Annotated in this window: 17 protein-coding genes; 1 reads left to right on the top strand and 16 read right to left on the bottom strand. The window is 58.0% G+C overall.

Going from position 1 to position 18,802, the window contains the following annotated elements; translation table 11 throughout:
* Window positions 1-131 precede the first annotated feature (131 nt).
* From AC3WTM_RS12135 to AC3WTM_RS12120, 4 genes are all read right to left on the bottom strand, one after another.
* Complete coding sequence (locus tag AC3WTM_RS12135; RefSeq protein ID WP_102669680.1) at window positions 132-860, bottom strand: dienelactone hydrolase family protein; 729 nt, start codon at window positions 858-860, stop codon at window positions 132-134.
* Between the two features lie 67 nt (window positions 861-927).
* Window positions 928-2,832 (bottom strand): molecular chaperone HtpG, encoded by a 1,905-nt coding sequence (htpG, locus tag AC3WTM_RS12130; RefSeq protein ID WP_102669790.1) that lies wholly within the window; start codon window positions 2,830-2,832, stop codon window positions 928-930.
* An 81-nt stretch (window positions 2,833-2,913) separates the two neighbouring features.
* Entirely contained in the window at window positions 2,914-3,366 is a 453-nt protein-coding gene (locus AC3WTM_RS12125) for a PaaI family thioesterase (RefSeq protein ID WP_102669681.1), read from the bottom strand.
* The gene (locus tag AC3WTM_RS12120; RefSeq protein WP_102669682.1) at window positions 3,359-3,838 is read right to left on the bottom strand and encodes a PaaI family thioesterase; all 480 of its coding nucleotides are present in this window, start codon (window positions 3,836-3,838) and stop codon (window positions 3,359-3,361) included. The genes AC3WTM_RS12125 and AC3WTM_RS12120 overlap by 8 nt, the downstream gene beginning before the upstream one ends.
* A gap of 158 nt (window positions 3,839-3,996) precedes the next feature.
* On the opposite strand from AC3WTM_RS12120, the gene AC3WTM_RS12115 reads away from it, so the two are divergent.
* Window positions 3,997-4,260: a hypothetical protein gene (locus tag AC3WTM_RS12115; RefSeq protein WP_102669791.1), complete on the top strand. Its 264-nt coding sequence runs from the start codon at window positions 3,997-3,999 to the stop codon at window positions 4,258-4,260.
* 67 nt (window positions 4,261-4,327) lie between these two features.
* On the opposite strand, the gene AC3WTM_RS12110 is transcribed toward AC3WTM_RS12115, so the two are convergent.
* The 12 genes from AC3WTM_RS12110 to sdhC form a co-directional block, all read right to left on the bottom strand.
* Window positions 4,328-4,729: an MAPEG family protein gene (locus tag AC3WTM_RS12110; protein ID WP_102669683.1), complete on the bottom strand. Its 402-nt coding sequence runs from the start codon at window positions 4,727-4,729 to the stop codon at window positions 4,328-4,330.
* On the bottom strand, window positions 4,729-5,466 hold the full coding sequence (locus AC3WTM_RS12105; protein WP_102669684.1) for a DUF599 domain-containing protein: 738 nt from the start codon (window positions 5,464-5,466) through the stop codon (window positions 4,729-4,731). The genes AC3WTM_RS12110 and AC3WTM_RS12105 overlap by 1 nt, the downstream gene beginning before the upstream one ends.
* A gap of 272 nt (window positions 5,467-5,738) precedes the next feature.
* Window positions 5,739-7,052 carry a branched-chain amino acid transport system II carrier protein gene (gene brnQ, locus AC3WTM_RS12100; protein ID WP_057715825.1) on the bottom strand — a complete coding sequence of 438 codons (1,314 nt, stop codon included), beginning with the start codon at window positions 7,050-7,052 and terminating at the stop codon, window positions 5,739-5,741.
* A gap of 401 nt (window positions 7,053-7,453) precedes the next feature.
* A complete protein-coding gene (gene sucD, locus AC3WTM_RS12095) occupies window positions 7,454-8,335 on the bottom strand; it encodes a succinate--CoA ligase subunit alpha (protein WP_007919877.1) in 882 nt (293 codons plus the stop codon).
* A complete protein-coding gene (gene sucC / locus AC3WTM_RS12090) occupies window positions 8,335-9,501 on the bottom strand; it encodes an ADP-forming succinate--CoA ligase subunit beta (RefSeq protein WP_007919879.1) in 1,167 nt (388 codons plus the stop codon). The genes sucD and sucC overlap by 1 nt, the downstream gene beginning before the upstream one ends.
* A gap of 196 nt (window positions 9,502-9,697) precedes the next feature.
* Window positions 9,698-11,134, bottom strand: coding sequence for a dihydrolipoyl dehydrogenase (lpdA, locus tag AC3WTM_RS12085; RefSeq protein WP_102669686.1), 1,437 nt, complete (start codon window positions 11,132-11,134; stop codon window positions 9,698-9,700).
* A 98-nt stretch (window positions 11,135-11,232) separates the two neighbouring features.
* Window positions 11,233-12,444, bottom strand: a complete 1,212-nt coding sequence (gene odhB, locus AC3WTM_RS12080; RefSeq protein WP_102669687.1) for a 2-oxoglutarate dehydrogenase complex dihydrolipoyllysine-residue succinyltransferase — start codon at window positions 12,442-12,444, stop codon at window positions 11,233-11,235.
* A 42-nt stretch (window positions 12,445-12,486) separates the two neighbouring features.
* A complete protein-coding gene (locus tag AC3WTM_RS12075; RefSeq protein ID WP_102669688.1) occupies window positions 12,487-15,318 on the bottom strand; it encodes a 2-oxoglutarate dehydrogenase E1 component in 2,832 nt (943 codons plus the stop codon).
* Window positions 15,319-15,571: 253 nt separating this feature from the next.
* Window positions 15,572-16,276 (bottom strand): succinate dehydrogenase iron-sulfur subunit, encoded by a 705-nt coding sequence (locus tag AC3WTM_RS12070; RefSeq protein ID WP_008063297.1) that lies wholly within the window; start codon window positions 16,274-16,276, stop codon window positions 15,572-15,574.
* A gap of 11 nt (window positions 16,277-16,287) precedes the next feature.
* Window positions 16,288-18,060, bottom strand: a complete 1,773-nt coding sequence (sdhA, locus tag AC3WTM_RS12065; RefSeq protein ID WP_102669689.1) for a succinate dehydrogenase flavoprotein subunit — start codon at window positions 18,058-18,060, stop codon at window positions 16,288-16,290.
* A 3-nt stretch (window positions 18,061-18,063) separates the two neighbouring features.
* The gene (gene sdhD, locus AC3WTM_RS12060) at window positions 18,064-18,432 is read right to left on the bottom strand and encodes a succinate dehydrogenase, hydrophobic membrane anchor protein (RefSeq protein WP_008049683.1); all 369 of its coding nucleotides are present in this window, start codon (window positions 18,430-18,432) and stop codon (window positions 18,064-18,066) included.
* Window positions 18,426-18,800, bottom strand: coding sequence for a succinate dehydrogenase, cytochrome b556 subunit (gene sdhC, locus AC3WTM_RS12055; RefSeq protein ID WP_032829628.1), 375 nt, complete (start codon window positions 18,798-18,800; stop codon window positions 18,426-18,428). Before sdhC ends, sdhD begins: the two co-directional genes overlap by 7 nt.
* Window positions 18,801-18,802 lie beyond the last annotated feature (2 nt).

Genomic DNA, 18,802 nt, shown 5'->3' with positions numbered 1-18,802 from the left:
CGGTCTGTACTGCGTCAACAGTCAGAATCGAGCCTTGTCCCTCCTCCTCCCTTCAAGTCCTACCATACAAGCGAGCTCGCTCGCGATGAGGCCGGCGAAGGCACCGACCGAATCCAGGCTGAAACCAGCTATCAGCCCTTGAACACTTCATCCAGCAGGTTATGCATCGACGTGAACGCCCGTGCGGCAATCTTCGCGTCATACATCATCATGCCCGGCACCTTGGCGTGCGGGTCGGTGAACGAGTGGAACGCACCGCCGTAGCTCAGCAATTGCCAGTCCACACCGGCCGCGTTCATTTCATCTTCGAACGCTGGCAACTGCTCCTTCGGCACCAGTGGATCGGAGGCACCGTGCAGCACCAGCACCTTGCCCTTGATGTTTTTCGCATCGGCCGGATCCGGCGTGTCCAGCGTGCCGTGGAACGATATCGCGGCCTTTACCGGCGCGCCGGTACGGGCAAACTCCAGGGCGCAGCAACTGCCGAAGCAGAAGCCGAAAGTGGCCAGTTTTGAAGTATCGACAGCCACTTCACCCTGGCTTTTCAGCTGTTCGAACGCCACCTGCATGCGCTTGCGCAGCAATGGGCGGTCATTCTTCAACGGCATCATGGCCGCGCCAGCCTCGTCATTGTTCGTCGGTCGAACCGATTGGCCGTAAAGGTCTGCAATCAACACCACATAACCCTTGTCAGCTACCGACTTGGCGATCTCCTCGGCACCGGCGCTGACGCCCATCCAGTTCGGCGCCATCAACAAGCCCGGGCGCGGGTCTTTGTGGTCGGCATCGAAGGCCAGACGGCTTTCGTAAGCCTGACCGTCAATCTGATAGGCAACGGAACGTACAGTGATTTGGCTCATTTCTGACTCCTGATGTTTTAGCACCGAAATGAAAAAACCCGCCGAAGCGGGTTTTTCTACAACACCGTCAGGCCGATAGCTCGACCAACAGCTTGTTCAGACGGCGTACATAGGCCGCCGGATCTTTCAAGCTGTCGCCGGCCGCCAGGGCCGCCTGATCGAAGAGGATGTGCGACAGGTCGCCGAAGCGCTCATCGCTCTGCTCGTTGTCGAGCTTCTCGATCAGCGGGTGAGCCGGGTTGAATTCGAAGATCGGCTTCGAATCTGGCACTTTCTGGCCGCTGGCTTCCAGAATCTGGCGCATCTGCAAGCCCAGGTCCTGCTCGCCGATGGCGAGGATCGCCGGAGAGTCGGTCAGGCGGTGGGAAACCCGCACTTCGGCAACGGACTCGCCCAATGCAGTCTTCAAACGCTCGACCAGACCTTCTTTGGACTTGGCGACTTCTTCCGCGGCCTTCTTGTCCTCTTCCGAGTCCAGGTTGCCCAGGTCCAGGTCACCGCGCGCCACGTCGACAAAGCTCTTGCCGTCGAAGTCGCTGAGGTAGCTCATCAGCCACTCGTCGATGCGGTCGGTCAACAGCAGCACTTCGATGCCTTTCTTGCGGAAGACTTCCAGGTGCGGGCTGTTTTTGACCTGCGCGTAGGTTTCGCCGGTCAGGTAGTAGATCTTGTCCTGACCTTCCTTGGCGCGCGCCAGGTACTCGGCCAGGCCGACAACCTGTTCGCCATCGTCGCCACTGGTCGATGCGAAACGCAGCAGACCGGCGATTTTTTCCTTATTGGCGAAATCTTCTGCCGGGCCTTCTTTCATGACCTGACCGAAGTTTTTCCAGAAGCCCTTGTATTGCTCTGGCTCGTTCTTCGCCAGTTTTTCCAGCATGTCCAGAACACGCTTGGTCAGCGCCGACTTCATGGAATCGATGATCGGGTCTTTCTGCAGGATTTCCCTCGACACGTTCAGCGACAGGTCATTGGAGTCGACCACGCCCTTGATGAAGCGCAGGTACAGCGGCAGGAAGGACTCGGCCTGATCCATGACGAATACGCGCTGCACATACAGCTTCAGACCTTTCGGCGCTTCACGCTGGTACAGGTCAAATGGCGCACGGCTCGGCACGTACAGCAATGAGCTGTATTCGAGCTTGCCTTCGACCTTGTTGTGGCTCCAGCTCAGCGGATTTTCGAAATCGTGAGCGATGTGCTTGTAGAACTCCTGGTATTCCTCGTCCTTGATCTCGGTACGCGGACGGGTCCACAGGGCGCTGGCGCGGTTGACGGTTTCCCACTCGACGGCTGGCTTCTCTTCGCCTTCAGCGGCTGCCACTTCTTTCGGCAACTCGATCGGCAAGGCGATATGGTCGGAGTACTTCTTGATGATATTGCGCAGACGCCAGCCATCGGCGAACTCGTCTTCACCGGACTTCAGGTGCAGGACGATGCGGGTACCGCGCTCGGCCTTGTCGATGGTCGCGACTTCGAAATTGCCTTCGCCCCTTGACGACCAGTGCACGCCTTCGCTGGCGGCGCTGCCGGCACGACGGCTGAACACGTCGACTTTGTCGGCGACGATGAAGGCAGAGTAGAAACCGACACCGAACTGGCCGATCAGGTGCGAGTCTTTCTTCTGGTCGCCGGTCAGGTGCTTCATGAAATCGGCGGTACCGGACTTGGCGATGGTGCCCAGGTGGGTGATCGCATCTTCGCGGCTCATGCCGATACCGTTGTCTTCGAGGGTGACGGTTTTAGCGTCCTTGTCGAAGCTCACGCGGATTTTCAGTTCGGCACCACCTTCCAGCAGCTCTGGCTTGGCCAGGGCTTCGAAACGTAACTTGTCGACAGCGTCAGAGGCGTTCGAGATCAATTCGCGAAGGAAAATTTCCTTGTTGGAATACAGCGAATGGATCATGAGATGCAGCAGCTGCTTCACCTCGGTCTGGAAGCCCAGGGTTTCCTTTTGAGTTTCCACACTCATGGTCATCAAACTCCAATCAGATGGCATAAGCCGCGACCTTGAGGGTCGTCGGCGGGTTGTCCTCAGAGTTTGGGGCTGAGTTCAGGATTTCAAGGGCTCTTCGAGTTTGAAATGTGCACGGGCCGTGGCAATGGGCTCGGCTTCGGTGCTTTGCCAGGCGGTAATCGCCACATTGGCGACCCGGCGACCCTGGCGCCAAACCTGACATCGGGCCCAGGTATCGCGAAACTGCCCGGCTCGCAGGTAATCCAGGGAGAAGTCGATGATCTTCGGCACCCCGGGCGTTCCGGTAAACACCAACAGGTGCAGCGCCGCGGCCAATTCCATGAAACCGGCGATCACACCGCCATGAATCGCCGGCAACAAGGGGTTACCGATGTTGTCCTTGTTCGCTGGCAGCTTGAACAGCAACTCATCTCCCACCCGGGAACATTCGACGCCGATCAGCCGGGCATAGGGAATCAAATCCAGCAACGAGGCGTAATCGCCCTGTTCATGGGCCTTTTGCAATTGTTCTTTCAGCGACTCACTCATTGCGCCCCCCGGCAACCACGCCACCAAAGCCCTTGGTGCCTTTGATGCCCTTGCCCATGCGCATGAAAGTGCCCATCACATGGGCAACGGGTTGCCCCGGGTCATCCTGATAGGCGAAGCCACGGGCAAAAATCACGTCGGTGGTGACCCGATAGCACTGGGCAAAGCCGTAGACATCCTTATGTGGTTCGGCGGCGTGCATGTAGTCGATGCGCAGGTCCAGGGTCGGGCAGACTTCAAATTCCGGGAGCACGCAGAGGGTCGCCATGCCACAGGCGGTGTCCATCAGCGAAGTCAGTGCTCCGCCATGAATCACGCCGGTTTCGGGATTGCCGACGATCTGCGGGCTGTACGGCAGCACAATCGTCAGCCCTTCACTGCTGGCGCTGTGAACGCTTAGTCCAAGTACCTGGCAATGTCGCAGCGCCGACAGAAAGCGCTTTGCACGCTCAAAAACGGGATTTTCAGTCATTTGATAAAAGCTCTTGTTTATGTCTGTACAGTCCAGTGGCGACCCGGGTAAAAGTTCCGCACTAGAACAAACTTATATATCTTAAAAAATTAAGGAACTTAACCCTGATGCGTGGGCTCTTAATGCCAGTAGATGCTTTTCATCAGGAGAAACACCCCATGCGTAAGACTTTAGCTATTGCCTTGATGTTGACCGCTTCCCTCGGTCTCGCGGCCTGCGATAAAAAATCCGAGGACAAAGCTCAAGATGCTGCCAAACATGCTGAGCAAGCTCAGCAAGACATGAGCAAAGCTCAGGATAAAGTGAACGACGCGGCGAAAGAAAACGCCGAAGCCGCCAAAGATCAGGCTGAATCGAACGCAGAAGCGGCAAAAGAGGCTGCTCCAGCCGCTCCGGCTGCTCCGGAAGCGCCTAAGAACTAATACGGTTTTTAGCGTGACAAAAGAAAACCCGCCAAGTGCGGGTTTTCTTTTGCCTTGATAAAAGTGGTTAGAGCAAAATCGTTCGAAAAGTCGGACTAATCATCAGCAACAGCGAACAGATAAATCCCACCAGCCAAACCAGACTGCGTTGCCAGGCCAGGTCCTTCCAGTAGCACACCAGGTAGATAACCCGCGTGATCACGAAGATGATCGCCAGGCAGTCGATCAGCCAACCCACCGTCTGCGTGGTATGCGCCATCAACACACCCACCGCGAATAATATGAAGGCTTCGAAACTGTTCTGATGCGCCGCCAGTGCCCGGGCACCCAGGCCTGTGAGTTGCATCTGCTGTTGGCGCGGCAGGTGGTTGTCGTAGCCGCCCTGCTCTTTCATGGCCCTGGTCACTGGCATGCGCGCCAGGAAAACCAACACAGCACTGATAAACACGCACCAGAATGGAATACTCATCAAGCAGCCTCTTTGATTACCTCCGGCAACGGCGCCTCTGTAGGGGTATAGACCATCACGTCGAGTACGTCGGAATGAAACTCGCGACGGTACAAGACAAATACAACGCCGGCACTCATCAACATGAACAGCCACGGGCTGACAAACCAGGCCAGCATGGTCATGCCGAAATAGTAGGAACGCAGTCCGAAGTTGAACTGGTTGGCGGCCATGGAGATGACGCGGGCGGCGCGTGAAGCGAACGCCTTGCGCTCCTGCTCCGACACATGACGCTCGCCAACCATCGGCGCCGAGCCCACCAGTACCGCCGCAAAGTTGTATTGGCGCATGCACCAGCTGAACGTGAAAAACGCATAGACAAACACCAGTGCCAGGCACAGCAACTTGATTTCCGACATGCCCTGGGATGCCTGCTGCACCATCGGAATATCCGCCAGCAAGGATACCGCCCGTTCCGAAGCCCCCAATACCGTGAGAATACCGGCCAGGATAATCAATGTACTGGAGGCGAAGAACGACGCATTGCGCTCCAGATTGCCGATCACGCTGGCATCGGCGATGCGGTTGTCGCGCAGCAACATGCGGCGCATCCAGTCTTCACGATACAGATGCAGCACACTGGCCAGGCACGCTGTGTCACGGCCTTTCCATGTGGCATAGCGGGTGTACCCCCCCCAGCAGATAACGAACCAGACGGCGGCAAGAATGTGGATCAGGTTGGCTTGGATGAACGACATGCAGATCCTTGTGATGTGTTTGCGGTGTACATAAACCCTGTAGGAGCGAGCTTGCTCGCGAAGAACCTGAGAGCAACGCGTTTATCCAGAAATCACGCGCTATAGTTCACGACCTTCGCGAGCAAGCTCGCTCCTACAAGGGCCATGGCAGTATTTCGACGTTAGCGCAGAAGAAAAGACACCGCATCACCCCATAAAAAAATGCCCCGTATCGATTGATACGGGGCATTTCTGTTTTGTTCACAGGCCCGCTTGTGACGGGCCGGTAAAGCTTAAGCCAGCGCTTCTTCGCGCTTGCCCAGCATGCGGTCGCAGACCACGGCGACCACTAGCGTCATCACCGACGGCACCAACCACGCCAGGCCCTGCTCGCTTAGCGGCAGGTGGGCCATTTGTGTCGGCATCCAATCCGCCAGGCCGGCCCCTTTCAGGGCATCGATCAGGCCGAAGATGAACGACACCAGCATCACCGGGCCGAGGATACGACCCTGCTCATGCCAGAAGTCCTTGCAGAAGCTCAACGCCACCAGAACGATACACGGCGGATAGATCGCGGTCAGTACCGGGATCGAGAATGCAATCAGCTTGGTCAGGCCCAGGTTGGACACCAGCAGCGAAAACGCAGCCAGGATGATCACCAGCGTCTTGTAAGACAACGGCACCACACGGCTGAAGTACTCGGCGCAGGCACAGGTCAGGCCGACCGCCGTCACCAGGCACGCCAGGGAAATCAGCACGGCAAGGAAACCACTGCCCAGCGAACCGAAGGTGTGCTGCACGTAAGCGTGCAATACCGCCGCGCCATTGGTAGCGCCAGCGGCCACTTCATGGCTGCCCGAACCGAGACGGAACAGGCTGACATACACCAGCGCCAGACCTACGCCAGCGATGAGCCCGGCGATGATCGCATAACGGGTGATCAGTGCTGGTGACTCGACGCCGCGGGAACGGATGGCGTTGACGATGACGATGCCGAACACCAGGGCGCCCAGGGTATCCATGGTCAGGTAACCATTGATGAAGCCTTGGGAAAACGGCGCTGCAACGTATTCAGGGGTTGCATGGCCAATGTCACCGGCCGGCAAAGCGAATGCTGCAATGCCCAGCACGGCCAGGGCGATGATCTTCAGCGGCGCGAGGAAGCGCCCTACGGTATCCAGCAAACGGCCCGGATACAGCGAGATGAAGAACACCAGCAGGAAGTAAACCGAGCTGTAGAGGAACAGTGCCAGCGGGCTCTCGCCGGTCAGGGGGGCCAGGCCCACCTCGAAGGACACCGTCGCGGTACGTGGCGTCGCGAACAGCGGGCCAACAGCGAGGTAGCAAGCCGCTGCCAGCAAGCCACCAGCCACTTTACCGATCGGGCTGCTCAAGGCATCCATTGCTCCGCCGACCTTGGCCAGCGCCACAACAGTGATCACCGGCAGACCAACTGCCGTGACCAGGAAACCCAGCGCCGCCATCCAGACATTGGGCCCGGACTGTAAACCGACGATAGGTGGGAAGATGATGTTGCCAGCCCCGACGAACAGGGCAAACGTCATAAAACCAAGTGCCAGGATGTCCTGGCCTTTCAACACTTTCATTAAGGAAATACCACACTACTGAATCGGAATTTAGAGAGGGATTTCCCTATGGGTGAGGGAAATGCTGTCAGTCCGTATAAGACCGACCCTTTTAGCGCGTTGCCGCCTTGTGGGCCGCAAACGCAAAAATGGCGCATAGACTAACGAATTTGACCGATAAACGCACTGTTAGAGGGCGAGCTATCCGATATACGACATCTTTGTGTCGCGTTTTTGCATGTTGATAGATGTCGCCTGTAAGTCCGCCATCGCGAGCAAGCTCGTTCCCACAGTTGACCGCGTTCCAATGTGGGAGCGAGCTTGCTCGCGATGGCGTCCGCACCGACAACGCAAATCCCGGAAACGACAAAGGCCACCCGAAGGTGGCCTTTGTTTGGTAAAGCGTCAGCTAAGCGCGAGGCTTACTTGACAGCCCAACCGGTCAGCTCGGCCAGGGCCTTGCCGATGTCTGCCAGCGAACGCACGGTTTTAACGCCTGCGTCTTGCAGAGCAGCGAATTTCTCGTCTGCAGTGCCTTTGCCGCCAGAGATGATTGCGCCAGCATGGCCCATGCGCTTGCCCGGAGGAGCAGTCACACCAGCGATGTAGGAAACAACCGGCTTGGTCACGTGTGCCTTGATGTAGGCAGCCGCTTCTTCTTCAGCCGAACCGCCGATCTCACCGATCATCACGATCGCTTCGGTCTTCGGGTCTTCCTGGAACAGCTTCAGGATGTCGATGAAGTTCGAACCCGGGATCGGGTCACCACCGATGCCGACGCAAGTCGACTGACCGAAACCGGCGTCAGTAGTCTGCTTCACAGCTTCGTAGGTCAGGGTGCCGGAACGGGAAACGATACCGACCTTGCCTGGCAAGTGAATGTGACCTGGCATGATGCCGATCTTGCATTCGCCTGGGGTGATCACGCCTGGGCAGTTAGGGCCGATCAGGACTACGCCCAGCTCGTCGCACTTAACTTTAGCGTCCAGCATGTCCAGGGTAGGAATGCCTTCGGTGATGCACACGATCAGCTTGATGCCGCCGAAAGCAGCTTCCAGGATCGAATCTTTGCAGAAAGGAGCCGGAACGTAGATCACGCTGGCGGTGGCGCCAGTGGCAGCTACAGCGTCTTTGACGGTGTTGAACACTGGCAGACCCAGGTGCTCGGTGCCGCCTTTGCCTGGAGTTACACCACCAACCATCTTGGTGCCGTACTCGATGGCTTGCTGGGTGTGGAAACTACCTTGCGAACCGGTAATACCCTGGCAGATAACTTTGGTGTCTTTATTGATCAGGACGCTCATTATTTGCCCTCCGCAGCTTTGACAACTTGTTGAGCAGCGTCGGTCAGGCTGGTAGCAGCGATGATGTTCAAACCGCTTTCTGCCAGTACTTTAGCGCCCAGCTCAGCGTTGTTGCCTTCAAGGCGAACAACAACCGGGATTTTCACGCCGACTTCTTTCACTGCACCGATGATGCCTTCGGCAATCATGTCGCAACGAACGATGCCGCCGAAGATGTTGACCAGTACTGCAGCGACGTTGGTGTCGGACAGGATGATCTTGAACGCTTCGGTAACGCGTTCCTTGGTAGCACCGCCGCCCACGTCGAGGAAGTTGGCTGGTTTGCCGCCATGCAGGTTGACGATGTCCATGGTACCCATGGCCAGGCCAGCACCGTTGACCATGCAACCGATGTTGCCTTCCAGCGCTACGTAGTTCAGTTCGAACTTGGCAGCGTGCGCTTCGCGCGGATCGTCTTGCGACGGATCGTGGAAAGTTTTCAGCTTAGGCTGACGGTACATGGCGTTGGCGTCGATGTTGATCTTGGCGTCCAGGCAGTGCAGATCGCCGTCAGCCTTGATCACCAGCGGGTTCACTTCCAGCAGGGCCAGGTCGTGATCCTTGAACAGCTTGGCCAGACCAACGAAGATCTTGGCGAACTGGGCAACTTGCTTGCCTTCCAGACCCAACTGGAATGCCAGCTCGCGACCCTGGAATGGCTGAGCGCCAACCAGTGGATCGATAGTGGCTTTCAGAATTTTTTCTGGAGTGTCGTGAGCGATTTTCTCGATGTCCACGCCACCTTCGGTGGAAGCCATGAACACGATACGACGGCTCGAACGGTCAACGACAGCGCCCAGGTACAGCTCTTTAGCGATATCAGTGCACGATTCAACCAGGATCTTGGTGACTGGCTGACCATTGGCGTCAGTCTGGTAAGTCACCAGACGCTTGCCCAGCCACTGCTGTGCGAAGGCTTTGGCGTCTTCTTTGCTGCGAACCAGCTTTACGCCGCCCGCTTTACCGCGACCACCGGCGTGGACCTGGGCTTTGACAACCCACTCGCTGCCGCCGATTTTGTCGCAAGCTTCTGCTGCTGCTTCCGGGGTGTCTACCGCGTAACCGGTGGAAACTGGCAGGCCGTACTCAGCGAACAGCTGCTTACCCTGATACTCGTGAAGATTCATGCTTATTACCGTCTTCGTTAGGTACTGCGCATTCGGTGCTGCACTCATTCAAGTGCCGCACCACCTGTGACTGCTGCTTGCATAGCCTTTCCGGATACCCGGTGCAGCTATGCAAGACTGCGTCCAGCGGATATTCCGCGGTGAGTCTTGCATGCAAGGCTCACGACGGGCCATTCCGCCGTGGTTTCTTATTGTCTTAACGCTTCTTGCGGTTGGCGATGTGGATGGCGCCGCCATTCACAGCCAAAGCAGCTTCGTGCAAGGCTTCAGACAGGGTCGGATGGGAGAAAACCATCATGCCCAGGTCTTCAGCGCTGGTGCCGAATTCCATACCGATCGCGCCCTGCTGAACCAGTTCCGCAGCGCTTGGGCCAATCACGTGGACGCCCAATACGCGGTCTGTCTTGGCATCTGCGATGACCTTGACGAAACCACCGGTGTCGTTGGCAGCCATGGCACGGCCGGAGGCTGCGAACGGGAAGGTGCCGACGTTAACTTCAACGCCTTCAGCTTTCAAGGCCTGCTCGGTTTTACCGACCCACGCGATTTCCGGGTGAGTATAAATAACCGAAGGGATCAGATCATAGTTCATCTGGGCCTTGTGGCCCTTGATGCGCTCGACAACCATGATGCCCTCTTCCGAGGCCTTGTGCGCCAGCATCATGCCGCGAACCACGTCGCCGATGGCGTAAACGCCCGGTACGGTGGTGGCGCAGTGATCGTCAACGTGCACGAAACCGCGCTCGTCCAGGGTCACGCCGCAGTCGGCAGCCAGCAGATCAGTGGTCACCGGACGGCGACCAACGGCTACGATCAGCTTGTCGAAAGTGATGTTCTGTTCGCCCTTGGCATCGGTGTAGTTCACTACGACTTCGTCGCCGTTTACTTTGGAACCGGTGACGCGAGCGCCCAGCTTGATGTCCAGACCCTGTTTGGTCAGGGTTTTCAGCGCTTCCTTGGAAACAGCGGTGTCCGCTGCCATCAGGAAGGTATCCAGGGCTTCCAGGACGGTCACTTCTGCACCCAGACGCGACCAGACCGAACCCAGTTCCAGACCGATCACGCCAGCGCCGATCACGCCCAGACGCTTGGGTACGGATTGGAATTCCAGAGCGCCAGTCGAATCGACGATCACATTCTGGTCAACCGGAGCTGGCGGAATGTCGATCGGACGCGAACCTGGAGCCAGGATGACGTTTTCGGCTTCGATGACTTCTACCGAGCCATCAGGCTTGGTGACTTCAACTTTCTTGCCGGCCAGCAGCTTGCCGTGACCCTGGATCGAGGTCACACCGTTGGCTTTGAACAGGGTCGCAACGCCAGAGGTCAGGCCTTTGACGATGTTGGCCTTACGGCCGACCATCGCAGGCACGTCCATGGTCACGCCAGCGTGATTGATACCGTGGATCGCGAAACCGTCCTGGGCTTCGTGGAATTTCCACGAACTGTCCAGCAGGGCCTTGGATGGAATGCAGCCGACGTTCAGGCAGGTACCGCCCAGAGCCAGTTTGCCTTCCTTGTCGGTGTACTTCTCGATGCAGGCCGTCGAAAGACCAAGCTGAGCGGCCTTGATGGCAGCCACATAGCCGCCAGGGCCAGCGCCGATCACTACTACGTCAAATTTCTGCGACATTCAAAAAATCCTCTTTAGCGAAAAGCTTCAAGCCGCGAGCGGCAAGCCAGGCTGCGGGTTTTCCGACAGCCCGGGCTTGCAGCTCATGGCTGCTTCTATCAGATATCCAGCAACAGACGAGCCGGATCTTCCAGCAGGTTCTTGATGGTCACCAGGAAGGTCACAGCTTCTTTGCCATCGATCAGACGGTGATCGTAGGACAGTGCCAGGTACATCATCGGACGGATAACGACCTGGCCGTTGATGGCCATCGGACGCTGGATGATGTTGTGCATGCCCAGGATGGCTGCTTGTGGCGGGTTGACGATCGGGGTCGACATCATCGAACCGAAAGTACCACCGTTGGTGATGGTGAAAGTACCACCGGTCATTTCGTCCATCGACAGTTTGCCGTCACGGGCTTTCTTGCCGAAGGTGGCGATGCCGCCTTCGATTTCAGCCAGGCTCATCAGTTCGGCGTTACGCAGAACCGGTACAACCAGGCCGCGATCGCTGGAAACTGCAACGCCGACGTCAGCGTAGCCGTGGTAAACGATGTCGCCGCCGTCGATCGACGCGTTGACAGCCGGGAAGCGTTTCAGCGCTTCGGTAGCTGCTTTTACGAAGAACGACATGAAGCCCAGGCGTACGCCGTTGTGGGACTTCTCGAACAGGTCCTTGTACTTCGAACGCAGCGCCATGACTTCGGTCATGTCGACTTCGTTGAAAGTGGTCAGCATCGCCATGTTCGATTGAGCTTCAACCAGACGCTTGGCCACGGTGGCACGTACGCGGGTCATCGGTACGCGCTTCTCGACGCGATCGCCCGCAGCGAATACCGGAGCAGCAGCGGCAGGTGCAGCAGCCTTGGCAGGCGCGGCAGCCGGAGCGGCTTTCTTGGCTTCGACAGCGGCAACCACGTCTTCCTTGGTTACACGACCATCTTTGCCGGTGCCTTTGACGGAAGCCAGGTTGATGCCGTTTTCTTCGGCCAGCTTGCGAGCAGCTGGAGCCGCGATAGCGTCTTCGTCAGCGCCGGCAGCTGGAGCAGCGGCCGGAGCAGCAGCGGCAGCCGGAGCGGCGGTAGCAGCGCCGCCTTCAACGATGGAGCCCAGAACTTCGTCAGACAGAACGGTTTCGCCTTCGTTCTTGACGATTGCGCCCAGCACGCCGTCAGCGGTAGCCAGCACTTCCAGTACGACTTTGTCGGTTTCGATGTCGACGATCAGTTCGTCGCGCTTGACCGCGTCGCCCGGTTGTTTGTGCCAGGTGGCAACGGTGCCATCGGCAACCGATTCCGGGAAAGTGGGGGCTTTGATCTCGATAGCCATTGTCTGTGGTTCCTTAAATTCGGTTTCAGGTGCGCGAAGGCGTTAAACAGTAAAGGCGTCTTGCAGCAGTTGTTCCTGCTGTTCGGCGTGCATCGATGCGTAACCGCATGCAGGTGCAGCAGAAGCCTCACGGCCCGCGTACTCGAGTACGAGAGACTTGTTGAGGTTGCTGATGCTACGACGCATGTGGTGTTGGCTGCAGTACCACGCACCCTGGTTCATCGGCTCTTCCTGACACCAGACGGCATGCTTGACGTTGGTATAAGGAGCCAGGACTTCTTTCAAGTCGTCCTCAGGGAATGGGTACAGCTGCTCGATACGCACGACAGCGATGTCGTCACGACCTTCGGCACGGCGTTTTTCCAGCAGGTCGTAGTAGACCTTGCCGCTACACAGAACAACGCGCTCGACCTTTTTCGGGTCTTGGGCATCGATTTCCGGGATAACGGTCTGGAACGAACCTTCGGCCAGATCTTCCAGCGTCGAGATGGCCAGCTTGTGGCGCAACAGCGACTTCGGAGTCAGGACTACCAGTGGCTTGCGCAGCGGGCGGATCACCTGACGGCGCAGCAAGTGGTAGATCTGAGCCGGCGTCGTCGGCATGCACACCTGAATGTTGTGCTCGGCGCACAACTGCAGGTAACGCTCCAGACGAGCCGAGGAGTGCTCCGGACCCTGACCTTCATAACCGTGCGGCAGCAGCATGGTCAGACCGCACAAGCGGCCCCACTTGTGCTCGCCACTGGTGATGAACTGGTCGATAACTACCTGGGCGCCGTTGGCGAAGTCGCCGAACTGGGCTTCCCAGATAACCAGGGCATTCGGCGTGGTGGTCGAGTAACCATACTCGAACGCCAATACCGCTTCTTCGGACAGGAACGAGTCGTACAGGTCGAAGCGTGGCTGACCGTCGTACAGGTTCTGCAGCGGGATGTAGGTGCCCGCATCCTTCTGGTTGTGCAGGACAGCATGGCGGTGCGAGAACGTGCCACGGCCGATGTCCTGGCCAGTCATGCGAATCGGGTGACCTTCGAACGCCAGGGTCGCGTACGCCATGGTTTCGGCGTAACCCCAGTTGATCGGCAGGCCGCCGGCTTGCATCTTCTGGCGGTCTTCGTAGATCTTGGCAACCTGGCGCTGAACCACGAAGCCTTCCGGGATTTCCAGCAGCTTGGCGGACAGTTCCTGCAAGGTCTTGAGGTCGAAGCGAGTGTCGTGACGCGCGGTCCAGGCGTGGCCCAGATACGGACGCCAGTCCACGAACAACTCTTTGTTCGGCTCTTTGACCAGGCTTTTGACCACGTGCAGACCGTTGTCCAGCGCGTTGCGGTACTCGTCTACTTTCGCCTTGACACGCTCAGCATCCAGCACACCGGCCTGAGTCAGACGATCGGCATACAGCTCACGGGTGGTGCGCTGCTTGGTGATCTGCTGATACATCAGAGGCTGGGTGCCACTTGGCTCGTCGGCCTCGTTGTGGCCGCGACGACGGTAGCAGACCAGGTCGATCACCACGTCACGCTTGAACTGCATGCGGTAGTCGATGGCCAGCTGGGTCACGAACAATACGGCTTCAGGATCATCACCATTCACATGGAGGATCGGCGCCTGGATCATTTTCGCAACGTCGGTCGCGTACTCGGTGGAACGCGAGTCCAGCGGGTTGCTGATGGTGAAACCGACCTGGTTGTTGATCACGATGTGCACGGTACCGCCGGTCTTGAAACCGCGGGTCTGCGACATCTGGAAGGTTTCCATGACCACGCCTTGACCGGCGAATGCAGCGTCACCGTGGATGGAGATCGGCAGAACCTTCTCACCGGTCGGGTCGTTGCGACGATCCTGACGGGCGCGAACCGAACCCTCGACCACCGGGGAAACGATTTCCAGGTGGGACGGGTTGAACGCCATGGCCAGGTGAACTTCACCGCCGGTGGTCATCACGTTGGACGAGAAGCCCTGGTGGTATTTCACGTCACCGGAACCCAGCTCGACCTTCTTTTTGCCTTCGAACTCGTCGAACAGCTCGCGCGGGTTCTTGCCGAAGGTGTTGACCAGCACGTTCAGACGGCCACGGTGGGCCATGCCGATGACGATTTCCTTGGTGCCGTAGGAACCGGAACGCTGGATCAACTCGTCGAGCATCGGAATCAGGCTTTCGCCGCCTTCCAGACCGAAACGCTTGGTACCCGGGTACTTGGTGCCCAGGTATTTTTCCAGGCCTTCGCCGGCGGTCACGCGCTCAAGCAGGTGGCTCTTGATGTCGGCGGAGTACGTCGGACGACCGCGCACGCTTTCCAGACGCTGCTGGAACCACTGGCGCTGCTCGGAATCGGTGATGTGCGTGAATTCAGCGCCGATGGTGCGGCAATATGTCTGCTGCAACGCTTCGTGAATTTCGCGTAGGCTCGCTTCCTCTTTGCCGATGAACAGGTCGCCGGCACGGAAGGTCGTATCAAGATCGGCATTGGTCAAGCCGTAATGATTGATCGACAGGTCTGCAGGTGCAGGACGCTGCCACAGCCCCAGCGGGTCAAGCTGGGCTGCCTGGTGGCCACGCATACGGTAGGCCTGGATCAATCGCAGCACTTCAACTTGCTTCTTCTCGTGCTCACTGCTCACGCTGCCGGCGGAAACCGGTTGGGCGCGGCGCTGGTTCTTTGCCAGCAAGACGAAATGATCGCGAATTGTGGAGTGCGAAACATCGGTGGCAGGGTTGCCGTCAGCAGGCAACTTCTGGAAGTAGGTGCGCCACTCTTCTGGCACAGCGTTAGGGTCGTGCAGGTAGAGCTCGTAAAGCTCTTCCACATAGGCAGCGTTACTACCGGATAGGTAGGCGCTGTTCCACATGCGCTGCATCACGCTTTCTTGCATGCTTGGTCACCCTCGGTTAGGGGAACACCATCGGTGTCGACACCGAGCAAACTTGCAGAAGTCCGAATGCAGCGACCAAAACAAGCCACTAGGATCACACTGATAGTCCGGGTACCAGCCCGGATGCCCCTGCTTGTCTCATTTCTTCAAAATAAGAGCTGCAGCCTTTTAAGCTGCTGCCCAGGTTAAAACTACGGCGCCGGTTGAAGCCTGCGCCGTAGCATCTACGGGTACAGCGGGTACAGCAGCTGAATCACACGCCGCTTGAGAGCAACATGTTACGGATGTGACCGATGGCCTTAGTCGGGTTCAGGCCTTTCGGACATACGTTGACGCAGTTCATGATCCCGCGGCAGCGGAATACGCTGAACGGGTCATCCAGCGAAGCCAGACGCTCGGACGTCTTGGTGTCACGGCTGTCTGCCAGGAAGCGGTACGCTTGCAGCAGGGCAGCTGGACCCAGGAACTTGTCCGGGTTCCACCAGAAGGACGGACAGGAAGTCGAGCAGCAAGCGCACAGGATGCACTCGTACAGACCGTCCAGCTTTTCACGCTCTTCAGGGGACTGCAGGCGCTCGATGGCCGGAGCCGGCGTGTCGTTCTGCAGGTATGGCTTAACCTTTTCGTATTGCTTGTAGAAGATGCTCATATCGACGACCAGGTCACGGATAACCGGCAAACCTGGCAGAGGACGAACGATCAACTTGTTACCCTTTACGACAGCAGACAGCGGCGTGACGCACGCCAGGCCGTTTTTGCCGTTGATGTTCATGCCGTCGGAACCGCAAACACCTTCACGGCAAGAGCGACGATAGGAGAAACCCTCGTCCTGCTCTTTGATCAGGGCCAGCACGTCCAGCACCATCAGGTCTTTACCACCGGTATCAACCTGGAATTCCTGCATGAACGGCGCGGCGTCCTGATCAGGGTTGTAACGATAAACGCTGACTTGCAACATGGCGGCCACCCTTAATAAGTCCGAATCTTAGGTTCAAAAGTCGGAACAGTCTTCGGCGAGAAGTTCACGGCACGCTTGGCCACGCGCTTGTCACCCGGGAAGTAAAGGGTGTGGCACAGCCAGTTTTCGTCGTCACGATCTTCGAAGTCTTCACGGGCGTGAGCACCACGGGACTCTTTACGTACTTCTGCAGCGATGGCGGTGGCTTCGGCCACTTCCAGCAGGTTCTGCAGTTCCAGGGCTTCGATACGTGCAGTGTTGAACGCCTGCGACTTATCGTTGATCTTCACGTTGGCGATGCGCTTGCGCAGGTCAGCCAGCTGGGCAATACCCTTCTGCATGTATTCGCCGGTACGGAATACACCGAAGTAGTTCTGCATGCAGTTTTGCAGCTCGCGACGCAGGGTTGCCACGTCTTCGCCTTCGGTACGCTCGTTCAGGGCGGACAGGCGCGCCAGGGCAGCCTGGATGTCGGCGTCGGTGGCTTCGTCGTATTCGATACCGTCGGTCAGCGCCTTTTCCAGGTGCAGGCCGGCAGCACGGCCGAATACCACCAGGTCGAGCAGCGAGTTGCCGCCCAGACGGTTGGCACCGTGAACCGATACGCAAGCCACTTCACCTACAGCGAACAGACCAGGAATGATCTCGTCCACGCCTTCGGCGTTCTGGGTGATTGCCTGGCCATGAATGTTGGTGGCAACGCCGCCCATCATATAGTGGCAGGTCGGAACAACCGGAACCGGAGCAACAACCGGGTCAACGTGCGCGAAAGTCTTCGACAGTTCGCAGATGCCTGGCAGACGGCTGTGCAGCACTTCTTCGCCCAGGTGGTCGAGCTTGAGCATCACGTGGTCGCCGTTCGGACCGCAACCGTTGCCGGCGATGATCTCTTTAACCATCGAACGGGCAACAACGTCACGACCGGCAAGGTCTTTGGCGTTCGGAGCATAACGCTCCATGAAACGCTCGCCGTGCTTGTTGATCAGGTATCCACCCTCACCACGGCAACCTTCTGTAACCAGTACACCAGCGCCGGCGATACCGGTCGGGTGGAACTGCCACATTTCGATGTCTTGTACCGGTACGCCAGCACGCAGCGCCATGCCAACGCCGTCACCGGTGTTGATCAGGGCGTTGGTGGTCGAAGCGTAGATACGACCTGCACCACCGGTAGCCAGTACGGTGGCCTTGGCGCGGATGTAGGTGGTTTCGCCGGTTTCGATGCAGATGGCGATCACGCCGACGAACTCGCCTTCGCCGTTCTTCACCAGATCGACAGCGTAGTACTCGTTCAGGAACACGGTACCGGCTTTCAGGTTGCCCTGATAAAGGGTGTGCAGCAGAGCGTGACCGGTACGGTCGGACGCAGCGCAAGTACGCGCAGCCTGGCCGCCTTTACCGTAGTCCTTGGACTGACCGCCGAATGGACGCTGGTAGATACGACCTTGCTCGGTACGCGAGAATGGCATACCCATGTGGTCCAGCTCGTAAACGGCAGCCGGACCTTCCTGACACATGTATTCGATAGCGTCCTGGTCACCGATGTAGTCGGAACCCTTGACGGTATCGTACATGTGCCAGCGCCAGTCATCGTTCGGGTCAGCGGACGCGATCGCGCAGGTGATGCCGCCCTGTGCGGATACAGTGTGCGAACGGGTCGGAAAAACCTTGGTGATCACGGCAGTCTTGTGACCGCCCTGTGCCAATTGCAGCGCTGCGCGCATGCCGGCACCGCCACCACCAATAATGATGGCGTCGAAAGAAATCGTTGGAATGTTAGCCATGAATCAGATACCCCAGAGAATCTGCACGCCCCAGACGAAGTAAGCGAACATCGCAACGCCGCAGACTGCCTGGAAAAGGAAACGTATAGCGGTCGCGGACTTGCCGAACGCCATTGGCGTCAGGTAGTCGGTCGCGATGGTCCACATGCCGACCCAGGCGTGAGCGCCGAGGGCAACGAGGGCCAGGAGGCTGAAAATACGCATTCCGTTATGGGCGAACAGTTCATGCCACTGGGCGTACTCGAGGCCAGGGTTGGCCACAATGTATCCGATCAGGAAGATGAAGTAAGCCGCGAGAACGACCGCAGACACACGTTGCGCCATCCAGTCATAGAGGCCCGAACGCGACAGGTTCGTGACGTTAGTTACCATATCCAAACTCCTGCCAGAACGATTACCACCACGGAAACGGCGATAACGATTTTCGAGCCCAGCTTGCCGCCTTCCAGCGTCTCACCGATGCCCATGTCCATGATCAAATGGCGCACACCGGCTACCAAGTGATAAAGCAGAGCGGACAGGATGCCCCATGTCACTAGCTTGGCTAGCGGACTGGTCAGACACGCTTTCACCTGACCGAAGCCTTCCTCGGAGCTCAGCGACTTGTCCAATGCGTAAAGCATGATGGCAAGGCACACGAAGAGGATGACACCGGAGATTCGGTGAAGGATGGACGTGTAAGCAGTGACTGGGAGTTTGATGGTCCTTAGGTCTAGGTTTACAGGTCGTTGGCTTTTCACGG

The sequence above is a fragment of the Pseudomonas sp. EU05-FHT14B02 genome, assembly GCF_058791055.1.
This window is presented reverse-complemented; position numbering and strand designations above follow the sequence as displayed.

Excerpts from the sequence above, each read along its gene's own strand:
- sucC (WP_007919879.1), bottom strand. The coding sequence starts at position 9,501 with ATGAATCTTCACGAGTATCAGGGTAAGCAGCTGTTCGCTGAGTACGGC.
- odhB (WP_102669687.1), bottom strand. The coding sequence starts at position 12,444 with ATGGCTATCGAGATCAAAGCCCCCACTTTCCCGGAATCGGTTGCCGAT.
- AC3WTM_RS12075 (WP_102669688.1), bottom strand. The coding sequence starts at position 15,318 with ATGCAAGAAAGCGTGATGCAGCGCATGTGGAACAGCGCCTACCTATCC.
- htpG (WP_102669790.1), bottom strand. The coding sequence starts at position 2,832 with ATGAGTGTGGAAACTCAAAAGGAAACCCTGGGCTTCCAGACCGAGGTG.
- sdhD (WP_008049683.1), bottom strand. The coding sequence starts at position 18,432 with ATGGTAACTAACGTCACGAACCTGTCGCGTTCGGGCCTCTATGACTGG.
- AC3WTM_RS12135 (WP_102669680.1), bottom strand. The coding sequence starts at position 860 with ATGAGCCAAATCACTGTACGTTCCGTTGCCTATCAGATTGACGGTCAG.
- AC3WTM_RS12120 (WP_102669682.1), bottom strand. The coding sequence starts at position 3,838 with ATGACTGAAAATCCCGTTTTTGAGCGTGCAAAGCGCTTTCTGTCGGCG.
- AC3WTM_RS12115 (WP_102669791.1), top strand. The coding sequence starts at position 3,997 with ATGCGTAAGACTTTAGCTATTGCCTTGATGTTGACCGCTTCCCTCGGT.
- AC3WTM_RS12125 (WP_102669681.1), bottom strand. The coding sequence starts at position 3,366 with ATGAGTGAGTCGCTGAAAGAACAATTGCAAAAGGCCCATGAACAGGGC.
- AC3WTM_RS12105 (WP_102669684.1), bottom strand. The coding sequence starts at position 5,466 with ATGTCGTTCATCCAAGCCAACCTGATCCACATTCTTGCCGCCGTCTGG.
- AC3WTM_RS12110 (WP_102669683.1), bottom strand. The coding sequence starts at position 4,729 with ATGAGTATTCCATTCTGGTGCGTGTTTATCAGTGCTGTGTTGGTTTTC.
- AC3WTM_RS12070 (WP_008063297.1), bottom strand. The coding sequence starts at position 16,276 with ATGTTGCAAGTCAGCGTTTATCGTTACAACCCTGATCAGGACGCCGCG.
- brnQ (WP_057715825.1), bottom strand. The coding sequence starts at position 7,052 with ATGAAAGTGTTGAAAGGCCAGGACATCCTGGCACTTGGTTTTATGACG.
- lpdA (WP_102669686.1), bottom strand. The coding sequence starts at position 11,134 with ATGTCGCAGAAATTTGACGTAGTAGTGATCGGCGCTGGCCCTGGCGGC.
- sdhA (WP_102669689.1), bottom strand. The coding sequence starts at position 18,060 with ATGGCTAACATTCCAACGATTTCTTTCGACGCCATCATTATTGGTGGT.
- sucD (WP_007919877.1), bottom strand. The coding sequence starts at position 8,335 with ATGAGCGTCCTGATCAATAAAGACACCAAAGTTATCTGCCAGGGTATT.